Below are 15,023 nucleotides of genomic sequence, written 5' to 3'. Positions count from 1 at the left end.
CACCACCGAGCGGGCCCGCCGGGCCGCCGGGCCGTCCGTCCGGGGCCGCGGGGTCGCCGGGCCGGGACAGCGCCGGGCCGGGCGGCGGACGGTCCTTGTTCAGCAGGGAGTCGGGGGTGCGGGCCGGGTGCTGCGTCGCCGGGGCGTCCGGCGGGGACGCGACGTACAGGACGCCGGCGCCCGCGGCGACGGCCGCGACCGACAGCGCGGGGACGAGCAGGCGGCGCCGGCGGCGCCGGGCCGGGGACGGGCCGACGCGCCAGGGTTCGTCGAAGTCCGGGGGGACGCGCGGGGCGGGTGGTCGCAGGTCGTGGTTCGGCACGCCCCCTGACTACCAAGGGTCACGAGGCGGGCACAATCCGCCTCGCCGGAGAGCCCGCGGCCTCCCGGGGGCGCGGTCGCGGGGACGGCCGGGTCCGCGCCGCGGCGCGGACCCCGGCCGCCCGGGCGGTTCACAGCAGCGCGACGCCGAGGACGAGGACGAACGCGATGGCCGTGACGCCCTGCACGAGGGTCGCCGCGGTGTGCGCGCGGTAGGCGGTGGAGACGCTCATGCCGGAGAACTGCGTGACGACCCAGAAGTAGGAGTCGTTGACGTGGCTGACCACCATGGCGCCCGCGCCGATGGCCATGACCGCCAGGACTTGGCCGACCGGGATGTTCCCCATCGTGACGTCCAGGCCGAGCGCGGGCAGCAGCGGCTGCGCGAGCGTCGAGGTGATGATCAGGGCGGCGGTGGAACTGCCCTGCGCCGTCTTCAGCAGCGCGGCGAGCCCGAACAGCACCAGCAGCGCGACGGGCCCGGCGACCGAGGAGCCGTCGCCGATGAGGCTCTTGATGTAGTCGGCGATGGGGGTCGCCTTGATCACGGCGCCGAACGCGCCGCCCGCCCCGGTGATCACCAGGATGATCGCGGCGTCGGACAGGCCCTCGCCGACCCACTTGGTCAGCACCTCGGCGTCGCGGCGGGCGGGCAGCAGCGCGAGCGCCAGCAGGACGCCGATCAGCAGGGCGTTGACGGGGGTGCCCAGGTCGGCGATGACGTCGCCGAGCGCGCCGCCGACCAGGGTGCCGTCGCCCGACGGGAACGAGGCGACCGATCCGGCCGCCATCAGCAGGATCGGCACGACGATCGGGGCGAGCGCGCGGCCGAGGCCGGGGATGCGCTCGAACTGGGCCTTGTACTCCTCGAACGTCTGCTGCGCCTGCGGCAGCGCGCTCTCCAGGTTCGGGGTGCGGCGCAGCGCCCACGCCAGCCCGGCGATGGTGGCGACCAGGGACACCGGGATGCCGAACAGGATGACCCAGACCAGCCCGTCGGCGCCGATGCCGACGTTGCCGGCGGCCGCGATCGGGCCGGGCGTCGGCGGGACGAACGTGTGCGAGGCGTACAGGCCGGTGGCGAGCGCGGTGCCGAGGACGACGGGGTTGCGGCCGGTCTTGCGGGCGATCGACCGCTGCAGCGGCGACAGCACGACGTATCCGGAGTCGCAGAACACCGGGATGGACACCACCCAGCCCATCAGCGACATGGCGATGGCGGGGTGCCGCTTGCCGACGACCCTCAGGACGGCGTCGGCGAGGGTGACGGCGGCGCCGGTGCGCTCCAGCACCTTCCCGATGATCGTCCCGAAGATGATCACGAGCCCGATGCCGGCCAGGATCGACCCGAAGCCCTCGGCGATCGTCCCGCCGAGGTCGGCCACGTAGGGCTCGTCGGACCCGGCGGCGGCGCCGATCCCCATCGCGGCGAGCCCGAACGCGAACGTCGACAGGACGATCGCGAGGAACGGGTGCAGCTTGAACCGCCCGCTCAGCAGGACGATCAAGCCGATGCTCGCGGCGAGCGCGAGCAGCAGGAAGGGGCCGGTGGTGGTCATGGGACTCCTTGACGTGCCTTACATGGGGGTGGTGGCCCGGCCACCGGGGGGCGGGGCGGGGCGCGAACGGGGACCGGGGCCGGGTGCTCCGGGCTCCGGGAGGGTCAGGACGTGCGCAGCCGCACGACCTGTTCGGCGAGGGCGGCCAGCAGCGGCGAGGCCGAGCCGATGAGCTCGTCCAGCGTCCGGGGCCCGTCGGCGAGGCTGAACGCGGCGGTCAGCCCGAGGGCGTGCAGGTCGTCCAGCGGCCCGGCGACGGATCCGGCGAGCGCCACCGCGGGGACGCCGCGGCCGCGGGCGAGCCCGGCGACCACCGAGACGACCTTGCCGCCGGCGCTCTGCCCGTCAAGCCGCCCCTCCCCGGTGATCACCAGGTCGGCGCCGTCGAGCGCGGCGGGCAGGCCGACCATGTCGGCGACCAGCTCGGCGCCGCGGGCGGGTTCGGCGCCCAGCACCGCCACGAGCCCGCCGCAGGTGCCGCCCGCCGCGCCCGCCCCGGGCAGGTCGTGGACGCGGACGCCGTAGCGGGCGTGCAGGACGTCGGCGAAGCGGGTCAGCGCGGCGTCCAGGTCCCGCACCTGGTCGGGGCCGGCGCCCTTCTGCGGGCCGAACACCGCGGCGGCGCCGGACGGCCCGACGAACGGGTTGGTGACGTCGCAGGCGACGCGGAACCGGGTCTCGCGCACGGCGGCGGGCACGCCGGAGTCGTCGATCGCGGCGAGCCCGGCGAGCGCGGCGCCGCCGGGGGCGAGCCCGGCGCCGTCCGCGCCGGTGAACCGGACGCCGAGGGCGCGCAGCAGGCCGGTGCCGCCGTCGGTGGTGGCGCTGCCGCCGACGCAGACCAGGACGTCGCGGGCGCCGCGGGCGATCGCGTCGGCGATGAGCTCGCCCGTCCCGGTGGTGTCGGCGCGCATGGGGTCGCGGTCGCCGGGCGCCAGCAGCGGCAGCCCGGACGCCGCCGCGAGCTCGACGACGGCCGCGCGCCCGTCCCGGGAGATCGCGTAGGCGGCCTCGACGGGGCGGCCGAGGGGGCCGGCGACGGTGCGGGTGATCTCCTCGCCGCCGCGGGCGCGCAGGAAGCAGTCGACGGTGCCCTCGCCGCCGTCGGCCATCGGCACCTGCGCGACGGTCGCGCCGGGCGCCGCGCGGCGCACGCCGGTCTCCACGGCCGCGCACACGGCGGACGCGCTGAGGCCGCCCTTGAACGAGTCGGGCGCGACGACGATGCGCACGAAAGGTCCTCCTGCTCCTGGTCGGCCCGCCCCCCGGCCTGCTGTCGGCCGGCGGGGTGTGGACAGACCTTAGAAGCGGCGGGCGGGGCAGGGCACCGGCGCGGCGACCAAAGTCCGCGCCCCCGACCGGGCGATCGTTTGTGCACGACGACGAAAGCGAGCGTCCGGGAGGGTCAGTCGAGGTCGGTGATGTGCAGGGCGAGGCGGAGCGCGACGGCGTCGTCGAACGCGCGCGGGTCGCGTCCGGTCAGCTCGGCGACCCGCCCCAGCCGGTACACCAGGGTGTTGCGGTGGACGTTCAGTTCCCGCGCGGCCGCCGCGACGTGCCGGCCGTGGTCGAAGTAGGCGCGCAGGGTGCGGCGGAGCTCGTCGGGGAGCGGGCCGAGGACCCGGTCGGCGGCCGCGCCGGCGGCGGCGTCCGGCAGATCGGCGAGCAGCACGCTCACCTCCTGCTCGTGCAGCGTCGTGACGTCGGGCAGGGTGCGGCGGCGCAGTGCGAGGCGGGCGCGGCGGACGGTCTCGGCGAGGGCGCCGAAGTCGGCGGCGGTCCCGCCGTCCAGCAGGCACGCGCGGGGCAGGTCGCGGCGCAGGTCCAGCAGCCGGCCGCGCAGCGCGGCGGGCGCGGCGGTCCCGGCCACCACCCACAGGGTGCCGGTGACGTCGACCGATGCCAGGACCTGCTGCTCGCCGCCGCCGAGCCGCCGGTAGAGGCTGCCGGCGGCGCCCATGGCGTCGGCGGCGGCGTCGGCGGCGGGGCGCACCGCGAACAGCGCGAACGGCGGTTCGGGGCGGGCGTCGACGAGCCGCAGCCGCTGCCGCCACGCCGCGGCGGTGAGCCGCCCGGCCAGCAGGTCGGCGACGATCTGGTCGCGGGTGCGGCGGCGCCATTCGGCCTCGGCCCGCATCGCCTGCTGGGTGATCATCAGCTCGGTCATCAGGGCGACGGCCTCGGCGAGGTCGCCGACCTCGCGCGGTTCCCCGGTGACCCCGACGACCCCGGCGATCTCCGCGCCGATCCGGACCGGGAGGTTCACCCCGGCGCGGGTGCCGCGCATCCGCCGCGCCTGCGCGCCGGTCACCGCGACGGGCGCGCCGCTGCGCAGCACCCGGACGGCGCCGTCGTGCACGCCGCCGACGCGGTCCCGCTCGCCGCTGGCGATGATGACGCCGCGGCCGTCCATGAGGTTCACGTTCCGGCCGAGGCGCCGCATGATCTCGTCCACGATGGCCTGGGCGTCCGCACCGGTGATCACGCGGCCACTCTATGCGCCCGCTCCCGCGCGATCATTGCGGCGGCCGCCCGCGGAGCCGGGGCCGGGCCTGCGCCCGGGGCGTCCACCGGCGTGCGGGGGGCGTCCGGCGCCGCGATCGCGGCGCGCCGTTCCCCGCACGCCGGTCGCCGACCGTTGATAATCTCAACGTTGAGATAGGAGGGGCGATGACGGACGCGGTGGACGGCATCCTGGCGCAGTGGCGGCGCGAGCGGCCCGATGTGGACGTGGCGCCGATGGGCGTCATCGGGCGGATCTCGCGGTTGCAGATGCTGCTGAACCGGGAGCTGCGGGAGTTCTTCGCCGGGCACGGGCTGGAGAACTGGGAGTTCGACGTGCTGGCGACGCTGCGCCGCTCGGGCGCCCCCTACGAGCTGACGGCGGGGGCGCTGCTGCGCACGTCCATGGTCACCTCGGGCGCGATCACCAACCGGATCGACCGGCTGGAGGCGCGGGGGCTGGTGGAGCGGGTCCGCGACGCCGGCGACCGCCGGTCGGTGCGGATCCGGCTGACGGGGGCCGGGCTGGCGCTGGTGGACGAGGTCGTCGGGCTGCACGCGCGGAACGAGGCGCGGCTGCTGGCGGGGCTGGACCCCGCGGAGCGGGATCGGCTGGCGGACACGCTGCGCACGCTGTTGGAGTCGCTGGGCGACACCGCGGACTGACCCCCGGCCTGCGGCGGGGGAGCGGACCGGTCCGGTCGGGGTGGGCGGGCGGGGTGGTCGGGGTCAGTGCGGGCGGGGGCGGACGGCGCGGGCGGCCCGTTCGGCGATCTCGGTGAGCGTCCCGGCGAGTTCGGGCGGGCCGAGCAGCGTGTAGTCGATGGGCAGCGCGGTGATGCGGTGCGCGAGGTACCACAGGGTGTCGCCGTGGGTGTGCAGCAGGGCGGTGCGCTCGCCGGCCGGTTCCAGGACGCCCTGCCACGCGGTGACGTGCGGGGCGGCCTCCTCGATCGGGGCGTGCAGCAGCAGCCGGGCCCGGATGGTGCCCGAGCCGCCCGCCAGGGCGTCCATCGCCCAGGTCACCGCGTCGGCGCCGCCGGGCGGGCGGCGGGCGGGGCGGCGGGCGCCGGTGCGGTGCACCTCGGTGATGCGGTCGGCGCGGAAGGTGCGCCAGGCGTCCCGGCCGGTGTCGTGGGCGACCAGGTACCAGCGGCGGCCGGCGGCGACGAGGCGGTGCGGCTGCGCCAGCCTGCGGCCGGTGGCGCCGTCGGCGGCGGTGTAGGCGAAGCGGACGTCCTCCCCGGTGACGCAGGCGGCGGCGAGCGCGGACAGGACGCCCGGGTCGGCGGCGACCGCGTCGGGTGCGGGTGCGGGCAGGGCGACGGCGGCCTCGGCGAGGGCGGCGACGCGGTGCCGCAGCCGGGGCGGCAGGACCTGCTCGAGTTTGGCCAGGGCGCGGGGGCCGCTGTCGGCGACGCCGGTGACGGCGGCCGCGGCGGCGGTGCGCAGCCCGATCGCGATCGCGACGGCCTCGTCGTCGTCCAGCAGCAGCGGCGGCATCGCGGCCCCGGCGGTGAGCCGGTAGCCGCCGGTGCTGCCGCGCGCGGCGTGCACGGGGTAGCCGAGGTCGCGGAGCCGTTCGATATCGCGGCGGACGGTGCGGGTGGTGACGCCCAGCCGCTCGGCGAGCTCGCCGCCGGGCCATTCGCGCGGGCTCTGCAGGAGGGACAGCAGCCGCAGCAGCCGTCCGGAAGGATCGCGCATGGATTCCATCCTGCCGCGCCATTAGGACGTTCGCCGACCTGGTGGCCGCCTAGCGTCGGAGACGTCGGCCGGGCGGGGCTCTGTGACCTGCGGAGGCGCGGCCGGCGCGGGACGAGCGGAAGGAGCGGGGACATGCTGCGGGGAATGGCGAACGTGAGCCTGTGGGCGGAGGACCTGGAGGCGGCGTCCCGCTGGTACGCCGAGCTGCTGGGCACCGAGCCGTACTTCAGCAAGGCGGGCCCGGACGGGAAGGTCGGGTACTACGAGTTCCGGATCGGCGACCGGCTGGACGAGCTGGGGCTGATCGACGCGCGGTTCGCGCCGCCCGGGCACGCGGCGGGGCGTGGGGCGGGGCCGGGCGGGGTGGTCCTGAGCTGGCACGTGGACGATCTGGAGGGGACGCTGGATCGGCTGCTGGAGATGGGCGCGACCCTGCACGAGGGGATCACGGCGCGGGGGGACGGCGGGTTCGTCACGGCGTCGGTCGTGGACCCGTTCGGCAACGTGCTGGGGATCATGAAGAACCCGCACTACCTGGAGGTGCTGGAGCGGACCGGCACCGTGAGCAGGCCGGCACCGTGAGCAGGCCGCCCGGCCCGCCGGCCGCCCGGCTCTGCGGGCCGGGCGGCGGGCCGGGGGCGGTGGGTCAGGTGGCGACGTAGTCGCGCAGGTGGCGGGCGGTGAGGGTGTCGGCGCCGGCGACGAGGCCGGCGGGGGTGCCGGTGTAGACGACGCGGCCGCCGTCGTGGCCGGCGCCGGGGCCGAGGTCGATGATCCAGTCGGCGTGCGCCATGACGGCCTGGTGGTGCTCGATGACGATGACGGTGTTGCCCGCGTTGACGAGGCGGTCCAGCAGGGCCAGCAGCTTCCCGACGTCGGCGAGGTGCAGGCCGGTGGTGGGCTCGTCCAGCACGTAGACGGCGGCCTTCTCGGCCATGTGGACGGCGAGCTTGAGGCGCTGCCGCTCGCCGCCGGACAGGGTGGTGAGGGGCTGGCCGAGCCGCAGGTAGCCCAGGCCGACGTCGGCGAGGCGGTCCAGGACGGCGCGGGCCTGCCCGGAGGGGAAGAACTCGCGGGCCTCGGCGACGGACATGGCCAGCACCTGGCTGATGTCCTTGCCGCGCAGCCTGTAGGTGAGGACCTCGGCGGTGTAGCGGCGCCCGTCGCACTCCTCGCAGACCGTCGCGACCCCGGCCATCATGGCCAGGTCGGTGTAGACCAGGCCGATGCCCTTGCAGCGGGGGCAGGCGCCTTCGGAGTTGGCGCTGAACAGGGCGGCCCTGACGCCGTTGGCCTTGGCGAACGCGGTGCGGACGGCGTCCAGCAGCCCGGTGTAGGTGGCGGGGTTGCTGCGGCGGGAGCCGCGCACGGGGGACTGGTCGACCACGACGACGCCGTCGCGTCCGGGCAGCGATCCGTGGATCAGGGAGCTCTTGCCGGATCCGGCGACGCCGGTGACGACGGTGAGGACGCCCAGGGGGATCTCCACGTCGACGTCGCGGAGGTTGTGCAGGTTCGCGCCCTTGATCGCCAGGTGGCCGGCGGGTTCGCGGACGGTGCCGCGCAGCCGGGCGCGGTCGTCGAGGTGGCGGCCGGTGAGGGTGCCGGACGCGCGCAGGCCCGCGACGTCGCCGGTGTAGCAGATGCGGCCGCCCTCGGTTCCGGCGCCGGGGCCGAGGTCGACGACGTGGTCGGCGATCGCGATGGTCTCGGGCTTGTGCTCGACGACCAGGACGGTGTTGCCCTTGTCGCGCAGCCGCAGCAGCAGGTCGTTCATGCGGGCGATGTCGTGGGGGTGCAGGCCGGCGGTGGGCTCGTCGAAGACGTAGGTGACGTCGGTGAGGGACGAGCCGAGGTGGCGGACCATCTTGACGCGCTGGGCCTCGCCGCCGGACAGGCTGCCGGACTCGCGGTCGAGGCTGAGGTAGCCCAGGCCGATCTCGACCAGGGAGTCCAGGGTGCCCTGCAGGGTCGCGACGAGCGGCGCGACCTGCGGGGCGTCGATGCCGCGGACGAACCCGGCCAGGTCGCTGATCTGCATGGCGGCGCAGTCGGCGATGTTGCGCCCGGCGATGCGGCTGCCGAGCGCGGCGGCGTTGAGGCGGGCGCCGCCGCAGGCGGGGCAGGCGGCGAACACCACGGCGCGGTCGACGAACGCGCCGATGTGCTTCTGCATGGACTCGCGGTCCTTGTTGAGGTACAGGCGCCGCACCTTCACCAGCAGGCCCTCGTAGCTGGTGTTCAACCCGTTGCTCTTGATCTTGGTGGCGGGCTTGTTGAGGAAGTCGTCCCACTGGCCCTCGGTGTAGTCGCGCAGGGGGACGTCGGGGTCGAACAGGCCGGAGTCGACGAACACCTTCCAGTACCAGCCGCCCACGCCGAAGCCGGGGACGGTGATCGCGCCGTCGTTGAGGGAGCGGTCGCGGTCGACGAGCTCGTCGACGTCGATGCTGCTGACGCGTCCCAGGCCCTCGCATTCGGGGCACATGCCCTCGGCGTGGTTGAAGCTGAACGCGCTGGAGGTCCCGACGTGCGGCTCGCCGAGGCGGCTGAACACGATGCGCAGCATGGCGTGGGCGTCGGTGGCGGTCCCGACGGTGGAGCGGGAGTTGGCGCCCATGCGTTCCTGGTCGACGACGATGGCGGCGGACAGGTTGCGCAGCGCGTCGACGTCGGGGCGGCCGAGGCTGGGCATGAACGACTGGACGAACGCGGTGTAGGTCTCGTTGATGAGGCGCTGGGACTCGGCGGCGACGGTGCCGAACACCAGGGACGACTTGCCGGATCCGGACACGCCGGTGAAGACGGTGAGGCGGCGCTTGGGGATGTCGACGTCGACGCCGGCGAGGTTGTTCTCCCGGGCGCCGCGGACCTCGATGACGTCGTGGCGGTCGGCCGCGGCGCCGGCGGCGGGCTCCCCGGCGGATTCCCCGGCGAGGGGGGCGGCGGGCGTCGGTGGGGCGTTCATGGGCGGCGTCACTCCCGGCTTGGTATTTTAGGGCGTAAAGAGATGCTCGAGCGGGTCAGTTTATTGCATAAGGAGATGCGGTTTGGTCGTCTTCGCCGGGCAGGGTGACGCCCGCGGTTCGATGCACCTGCTGTGGCGCGTCCCCGGGGACGCGGGCGGCGGCTCGTCCCGTCCCGGGCCCCGCCCGGGGCTGAGCGTGGAGGCGATCGTGGACACCGCGATCGCGGTCGCCGACGCCGAGGGGATGGCGGCGCTGTCGATGCGGGCGGTCGGGGAACGGCTGGGCCGCACGGCGATGGCGCTGTACACCTACGTGCCGGGCAAGGCCGAGCTGGTCGACCTGATGTACGACCGCGCGCAGGCCGAGCTGCCGTCCGGGTACGACGCGGCCGGCGGCTGGCGGGCGGCGGTGACGGCGTGGGCGGAGGACACCTGGGCGTTCTACCTGCGGCATCCGTGGACGCTGGCGGTGTCGCAGGCGCGGCCGGTGCTGGGCCCGAACGAGTACCGCGCGCTGGAGGCGCTGCTGGGCGCCCTGTCGGGCGCGGGCCTTGCGGCGGGGGACGCGCGCCGCGCGGTGGCGACGCTGTCGAGCGTGGTGCGCGGGGCGGCGCGGGTCGCGGCCGAGGCGCGGCAGGCGGCCGCCGCGACGGGCACCACCGAGGACGAGTGGTGGGACGCGCGCAGCGAGGTGCTGGAGGAGGTCGCGCCGGACTTCGCGGCGCGGTTCCCGCGGGTGGCGGAGCTGAGCGCCGCGGGCGCCTTCGACGACGAGGCGTTCGATGAGGCGTGCGGCGCGGCCGCGCCGGAGGGGGGCGGCGGCGCGCTGTATCTGGAGCGGGCGGCGCGGGAGGCGTTCGCGGGCGGCCTGGCGCTGGTGCTGGACGGCATCGAGGCCGCCGCCTCCCGAACCGCCCGGTGACCCGCGCGCCCCGTCCCCGGTGATCGTGCCCGGTGATCGCGTCCGGTGGCCTGCCTCTGATGGCCGGTGCCCGGTTCGTCCCGGACGTCCGGGGTAGGGCGCGCTAAAGGGCGCCCGCCGCACGCGGCGGGCGCGTGTCGTCCCGGGGGAGGCGTCGACGATGACGAGGTTCGGGTACTTCCTGTCCTGCGAGGAGCACGGGCCGGGCGAGCTGGTGCGGCAGGCGCGGCTCGCCGAGGAGGCCGGGTTCGAGGCGCTGTGGATCTCCGACCACTTCCATCCCTGGCTGGAGGAGCAGGGGCAGGCGTCGTTCGTGTGGACGGTGATCGGCGCGATCGCGGAGGCGACGTCGCTGCCGATCGGCACCGCGGTCACCTGCCCGCTGGTGCGCACCCATCCCGCGGTGATCGCGCAGGCCGCCGCGACGACCGCGGTGCTGACCGGGGGCCGGTTCGTCCTCGGCGTCGGCACCGGGGAACTGCTCAACGAGCACATCATCGACTCGCGGTGGCCGCCCGCGGCCAAGCGGCGGGAGATGCTGGAGGAGGCGATCGGGCTGATGCGGCGGCTGTTCACCGGCCGGCTGGTCACCCACCGCGGCGAGCACTACAGCCTCGACACCGCACGGCTGTACACGCTGCCGGACGAGCCGCCGCCGATCTACGTGTCGGGCTTCGGGAACAAGGCCGCGACGCTGGCGGGCCGGATCGGGGACGGGTTCATCTGCATGGCGCCGATCCCGGACCTGGTGTCGGTGTTCCGCGACGCGGGCGGTGCGGGCAAGCCGGTGCAGGGCGGGCTGAAGGCGTGCTGGGGCACCGACGCCGATGCGGCGCTGCGGACGGCCCACCGGCTGTGGGCCAGCGACTACATCCCGGGCGAGGCGAACCAGCTGCTGCCGCTGCCCCGCCAGTTCGACCAGCTGAAGGCGCTGGTGACCGAGGACATGGTGGCCGAGCGGGTGCCGTGCGGCCCGGATCCGCAGGTCCACGCGCGGGCGCTGCGCGAGTACGTCGACGCCGGGTACGACGACGTGTTCGTCCAGCAGATCGGGCCGGAGCAGGACGGCTTCTTCGACTTCTACGCCCGCGAGGTGCTGCCGCTGGTGCGCGGGGCCTGACCGGCCGCCCCGCCGGCGCCGCCGGCGCCGCCGGCCTCGTCCGGCCCGGCGGGGGCGGGCGGGTTGACGGCGGTGCCCTTGAAGAAGGTGTAGTGGAAGGTGCCGCCGGGCTCGGCGGTGCGCCGCAGCCCGTCGATGCCGTCCCGCCACTCCTGCGGCGTGGCGAGCCCGGCGGCCAGGGCGTCGTCGTGGACGGAGCCGACCATGGCGGTGAAGGTGTCGTGGATGAACCCCTGGACGAGCGCGGGCCGTGAGGCGTCCACGTACACGGTGCGGGGCCCGACGTGCACCCGCCCGTATCCGGCGTCGTTCAGCAGGGGATGCAGGCGCCGCCCGATCAGCGCGTCGCCGCCCTTGGCGGCCTGCAGCGCGACCAGGTGCCCGATGAGGGTGCGGGCGGCGGCGCTGTCGGGGTGGAAGAACGCCGATCCGTGGTCGCCCTCGATCACGGTGAGGGTGCCGCCGGGGCGCAGCACCCGCCGCAGCCCGGCCAGCGCCGCGACCGGATCGGGCAGGTGCTCCAGGACGAAGCAGACGAACAGGTGGTCGAACTCGGCGTCGGCGAACGGCAGGTCGCGCAGGTCGGCGCGCACGAACGTGACGCGCGCGCCGGGGCGGGCGGCGGTGACGCGGGCGCGGGCCCGCGCGAGCGACTCGGCGGACACGTCCACGCAGGTCAGCTCCGCGCCGGGGCTGCCGTCGACGAGGTGGAGGGTCTGGGCGCCGACGCCGCAGCCGACCTCCAGGACCCGGGAGCCGGCCGGGTAGCGGGTGCCGCCGTGCAGGAGCTCGGCGAGGGCGTCGGCCTGCTCGCCGAGCCGCCGCGCCTCGCGGTCGGTGTATCCGTGGACGTAGCCGGTCTCGCCGGTCGCGGTGGTTTCCATGGGTCCCACCGTGCCGCCACAATGGCTCGATGGACAGGTCCAAAGACGATGCGCCCGGCGGGTCCATAACGGCGGCGGGGACCCCCGGGGCGGACTTCCTGCAGCTCGACGTCCGCGACGCGCCCCGCGGGGGACTGGCGGACTGGCTGGCGGGACGGCTCCGCGACGCCATCGCCGACGGACGCCTGCCCGTCGGCGCGCGCCTCCCCGCGACCCGCACGCTGGCCGCCGACCTGCGCGTGTCGCGCGGCGTGGTCACCGAGGCCTACCGGCGGCTGGTCGACGACGGCCACGTCGCCGGGCGCGGCCGCGCGGGCACCGTCGTCGTCGCCGCCCCCCTCACCGCCGCCCCGCCCTCCGCATCCCCCTCGGCATCCCCCTCCGTATCCGTGACCGCCCGCCCCGCGGCCCCGGCGTCCCTCCGGGACGCGCGCCCCGACCGCGGCCCCGGGAACCGGAACCCGGCGGACGGCGCGCGCCCGCCGGAACCGGGGGAGCGGCCCGCCCCCGCCGCCCTGTTCCACGGCGAACCCGCCCGCAACGTGTTCGACACCCTGCGCGCCGCGCCCGCCCGCGTCGACCTGTCACCCGGCCTGCCCGACCTGACCGCCTTCCCCCGCACCGCGTGGCTGCGCGCCGAACGCGCCGTCCTGACCACCCTGCCCGCCTCCGGCCTCGGCTACGGCGACCCCCGCGGCGCCCCCGAACTGCGCACGGCCGTCGCGGCCTGGCTCGCCCGCAACCGCGGCGTGCGCGCCGACCCCGCCGACATCGTCATCACCACCGGCACCGCCCAGGTCATCGGGCTGCTGGCCCGCGTCCTGCACGACGCGGGCACCGGCACCGTCGCGATCGAGGACCCCGGATCCCTCGGCACCCGCCAGCACCTCGACTACTGGGGCACCGCCCACCCCCCGGTCCCCGTCGACGCCGACGGGATCCGCGTCGACCGGCTGCGCGCGTCCGGCGCCCCCGCCGTCCTGCTCACCCCCGCGCACCAGTTCCCCACCGGCGCCGTCCTGTCGGGCCCCCGCCGCCGCGCACTGATGGACTGGGCCCGCGACGGCGGGCTGATCATCGAGGACGACTACGACGCCGAGCACCGCTACGACCGTCCGCCCGTCCCGGCGCTGCGCTCCATGCTGGCCGACCGCGTCTTCTACGCCGGCAGCGTCTCCAAGCTCCTGGCGCCCGCGCTGCGCACCGGCTGGCTGCTGCCGCCGCCCGCGCACCGCGACGCCGTCGTGGACGCCAAACGCTGCTCCGACCTGGGCGGCGCGGTGCTGCCGCAGCTGGTGCTGGCGCGCCTGATGGAGTCGGGGGAGCTGGAGCGGCAACTGCGGTTCCTGCGCCGCCGGCACCGCGCCCGCCGCGACGCGATGATCCGCGCGATCGCCGAGCATCTGCCCTCCGCGACCGTCCACGGCGCCGCCGCCGGGCTGCACCTGACCGTCACCTTCGCCGACGGGGACACCGGCGAGCAGGGCGGCGACGCCGTCGACCGGGCCGTGGCGGCCGCCGCGCTCGAGCGGGGCGTCAAGACCCACCCCCTGTCATGGCACTGCCGGCTCCCGCACCCGCCCGGCCTCGTCCTCGGCTACGCCGCCGGGACACCGGCGCGGATCGCCGACGGCGTCGCGACCATCGGACGCGCCGCCCGCGCCCTCGGCCTGCCCTGAACGGCCCGGGCCGGGGCGGGCCGGGCCGGGCGTCAGGCGGCCAGCGCCTCGGACTCCCACAGGTCCCGGTACGGGCCCGGCTCCGCCAGCAGCGCGGCGTGCCCGCCGCGCTGCACGACCCGGCCGCCGTCCAGCACCAGCACCTCGTCGGCCGCCTCCAGCGCCGCGAGCCGGTGGGTGACCAGCAGCAGCGTCCCGCCGCCCGGCGCGGCCAGCAGCCCCCGCGTCAGCGCGTCCGCCGCCACCGGGTCCAGCGCCTCGGCAGGCTCGTCCAGCAGCAGCACCGGCGGATCGGCCAGCAGCGCCCGCGCCAGCAGCAGCCGCTGCCGCTGCCCGCCCGACAGCGCCCGGCCGCCCGCCCCCACCACCGTGTCCCAACCGTCCGGCAGCGCCCGCACCACCTCGGCGAACCCGGCCCGCCGCGCCGCCGCGTCCAGGTCCGCCTCCACGGCGTCCGGACGCGCCAGCAGCAGATTCGCCCGTACCGTCCCGGCGAACACGTGCGCGTCCTGCATCAACCCCCGCACCGCACCCGGCACCGCGTCCGGCGGCTCCGCGCACCGCCCGCCCCCGGAAACGGGGTCGGGGCCGGGGCCGTGCAGCAGGACCGCGCCTTCCGACACCGGCACCGCCCCCGCGACCACCTCCAGCAGCGTGCTCTTGCCGGCCCCGCTCGCACCCACCACCGCGACACGGCGGCCCGGCTCCACCCGCAGGTCCACGCCGTCCAGCGCGACCGCCCCGCCCGGTCTCACCACCCGCACCCCGAGCAGCTCCACCCCGAGCGGCCCCCGCACCGTCCCGCGCCCGCCGGCGGGGGAGAGCCCCCGGACGCGCGCCGCATCGCGAGCCCCGGTGTCGCGAGCCCCGGTGTCGCGAGCCCCGGTGTCGCGGGCCGTCGTGTCGTGGGCCGTCGTGTCGTGGGGCGTCGTGTCGTGGGGCGCCGTGTCGTGGGGCGCCGTGTCCAGCACCGCCGCGACGCGCCGCACCGCCGGCGCCACCTCACGCCACCGCTGCGCCGCACCCGCCAGCGGCAGCACCGACTCCACCGCCACCAGCGCCGTCAGCCCCAGCACCGCCGCCGCCACCTCGTCCGCCCCACCGCGCAGCCCCGCCCAGACCACGGCCGCCGCCGTCGCACCCTGCACCACGAACCCCGCCGCCGCGACCAGCCCCGACACCCGCGCCGCCGACCGCTCCACCCGCTCCAGCCGCGCCGCCGCCTCCCGCGCCCGCGCCGCGAACCGCCCGTCCGCCCCGAACATCGCCAGATCGGCCGCGCCCTCCAGCACGTCCAGCGCCCGCACCGCCAGCGCCTCGCGCGCCACGGCCGCCCGCGCCGCCGGGGGCCCGCCCGCGAC

The 15,023-nt window shown here is 76.6% G+C and carries 12 protein-coding genes and 1 pseudogene; 5 read left to right on the top strand and 8 right to left on the bottom strand.

Annotated features, from left to right (window positions below; all coding sequences use genetic code 11):
- The 4 genes and pseudogenes from ACFQ11_RS34175 to ACFQ11_RS34160 all read right to left on the bottom strand — a co-directional run.
- Positions 1 to 322, bottom strand: a pseudogene (locus tag ACFQ11_RS34175) (hypothetical protein); the annotation flags it as partial.
- A gap of 130 nt (positions 323 to 452) precedes the next feature.
- Complete coding sequence (locus ACFQ11_RS34170; RefSeq protein WP_378306418.1) at positions 453 to 1,880, bottom strand: GntP family permease; 1,428 nt, start codon at positions 1,878 to 1,880, stop codon at positions 453 to 455.
- A 104-nt stretch (positions 1,881 to 1,984) separates the two neighbouring features.
- Complete coding sequence (locus tag ACFQ11_RS34165; protein ID WP_378306416.1) at positions 1,985 to 3,112, bottom strand: glycerate kinase; 1,128 nt, start codon at positions 3,110 to 3,112, stop codon at positions 1,985 to 1,987.
- A gap of 173 nt (positions 3,113 to 3,285) precedes the next feature.
- A complete protein-coding gene (locus tag ACFQ11_RS34160) occupies positions 3,286 to 4,365 on the bottom strand; it encodes a CdaR family transcriptional regulator (RefSeq protein ID WP_378306414.1) in 1,080 nt (359 codons plus the stop codon).
- A 185-nt stretch (positions 4,366 to 4,550) separates the two neighbouring features.
- On the opposite strand from ACFQ11_RS34160, the gene ACFQ11_RS34155 reads away from it, so the two are divergent.
- The gene (locus tag ACFQ11_RS34155; RefSeq protein ID WP_378306412.1) at positions 4,551 to 5,048 is read left to right on the top strand and encodes a MarR family winged helix-turn-helix transcriptional regulator; all 498 of its coding nucleotides are present in this window, start codon (positions 4,551 to 4,553) and stop codon (positions 5,046 to 5,048) included.
- Between the two features lie 63 nt (positions 5,049 to 5,111).
- Here ACFQ11_RS34155 and ACFQ11_RS34150 read toward each other — a convergent pair whose 3' ends face one another.
- Complete coding sequence (locus ACFQ11_RS34150) at positions 5,112 to 6,089, bottom strand: helix-turn-helix transcriptional regulator (protein WP_378306410.1); 978 nt, start codon at positions 6,087 to 6,089, stop codon at positions 5,112 to 5,114.
- Between the two features lie 132 nt (positions 6,090 to 6,221).
- Between ACFQ11_RS34150 and ACFQ11_RS34145 the strand changes: the two genes are divergently transcribed.
- Positions 6,222 to 6,671 (top strand): VOC family protein, encoded by a 450-nt coding sequence (locus ACFQ11_RS34145; RefSeq protein WP_378306408.1) that lies wholly within the window; start codon positions 6,222 to 6,224, stop codon positions 6,669 to 6,671.
- A gap of 64 nt (positions 6,672 to 6,735) precedes the next feature.
- On the opposite strand, the gene ACFQ11_RS34140 is transcribed toward ACFQ11_RS34145, so the two are convergent.
- Entirely contained in the window at positions 6,736 to 9,057 is a 2,322-nt protein-coding gene (locus ACFQ11_RS34140) for an ATP-binding cassette domain-containing protein (protein ID WP_378306406.1), read from the bottom strand.
- A gap of 82 nt (positions 9,058 to 9,139) precedes the next feature.
- On the opposite strand from ACFQ11_RS34140, the gene ACFQ11_RS34135 reads away from it, so the two are divergent.
- Both ACFQ11_RS34135 and ACFQ11_RS34130 read left to right on the top strand, forming a co-directional pair.
- Positions 9,140 to 9,979 (top strand): TetR/AcrR family transcriptional regulator, encoded by an 840-nt coding sequence (locus tag ACFQ11_RS34135; RefSeq protein ID WP_378306403.1) that lies wholly within the window; start codon positions 9,140 to 9,142, stop codon positions 9,977 to 9,979.
- A 160-nt stretch (positions 9,980 to 10,139) separates the two neighbouring features.
- Positions 10,140 to 11,099, top strand: a complete 960-nt coding sequence (locus ACFQ11_RS34130; RefSeq protein WP_378306401.1) for an LLM class F420-dependent oxidoreductase — start codon at positions 10,140 to 10,142, stop codon at positions 11,097 to 11,099.
- On the opposite strand, the gene ACFQ11_RS34125 is transcribed toward ACFQ11_RS34130, so the two are convergent.
- Positions 11,060 to 11,983, bottom strand: coding sequence for a methyltransferase domain-containing protein (locus ACFQ11_RS34125; RefSeq protein ID WP_378306399.1), 924 nt, complete (start codon positions 11,981 to 11,983; stop codon positions 11,060 to 11,062). The two genes, ACFQ11_RS34130 and ACFQ11_RS34125, sit on opposite strands and share 40 nt — an antisense overlap.
- Before the next feature lie 29 nt (positions 11,984 to 12,012).
- On the opposite strand from ACFQ11_RS34125, the gene pdxR reads away from it, so the two are divergent.
- Complete coding sequence (pdxR, locus tag ACFQ11_RS34120) at positions 12,013 to 13,662, top strand: MocR-like pyridoxine biosynthesis transcription factor PdxR (protein ID WP_378306396.1); 1,650 nt, start codon at positions 12,013 to 12,015, stop codon at positions 13,660 to 13,662.
- Positions 13,663 to 13,694: 32 nt separating this feature from the next.
- Here pdxR and ACFQ11_RS34115 read toward each other — a convergent pair.
- Positions 13,695 to 15,023: ATP-binding cassette domain-containing protein (locus tag ACFQ11_RS34115; protein ID WP_378306394.1), on the bottom strand; the 1,329-nt coding region annotated here is incomplete at its 5' end.

Origin of the sequence: Actinomadura sediminis, assembly GCF_042675525.1 — a bacterium.
In the GTDB taxonomy this organism is placed as follows: Bacteria; Actinomycetota; Actinomycetes; order Streptosporangiales; family Streptosporangiaceae; genus Spirillospora; species Spirillospora sediminis.
The sequence above is the reverse complement of the archived record's forward strand: the minus strand, read 5'-3'. Positions and strand labels throughout refer to the sequence as shown.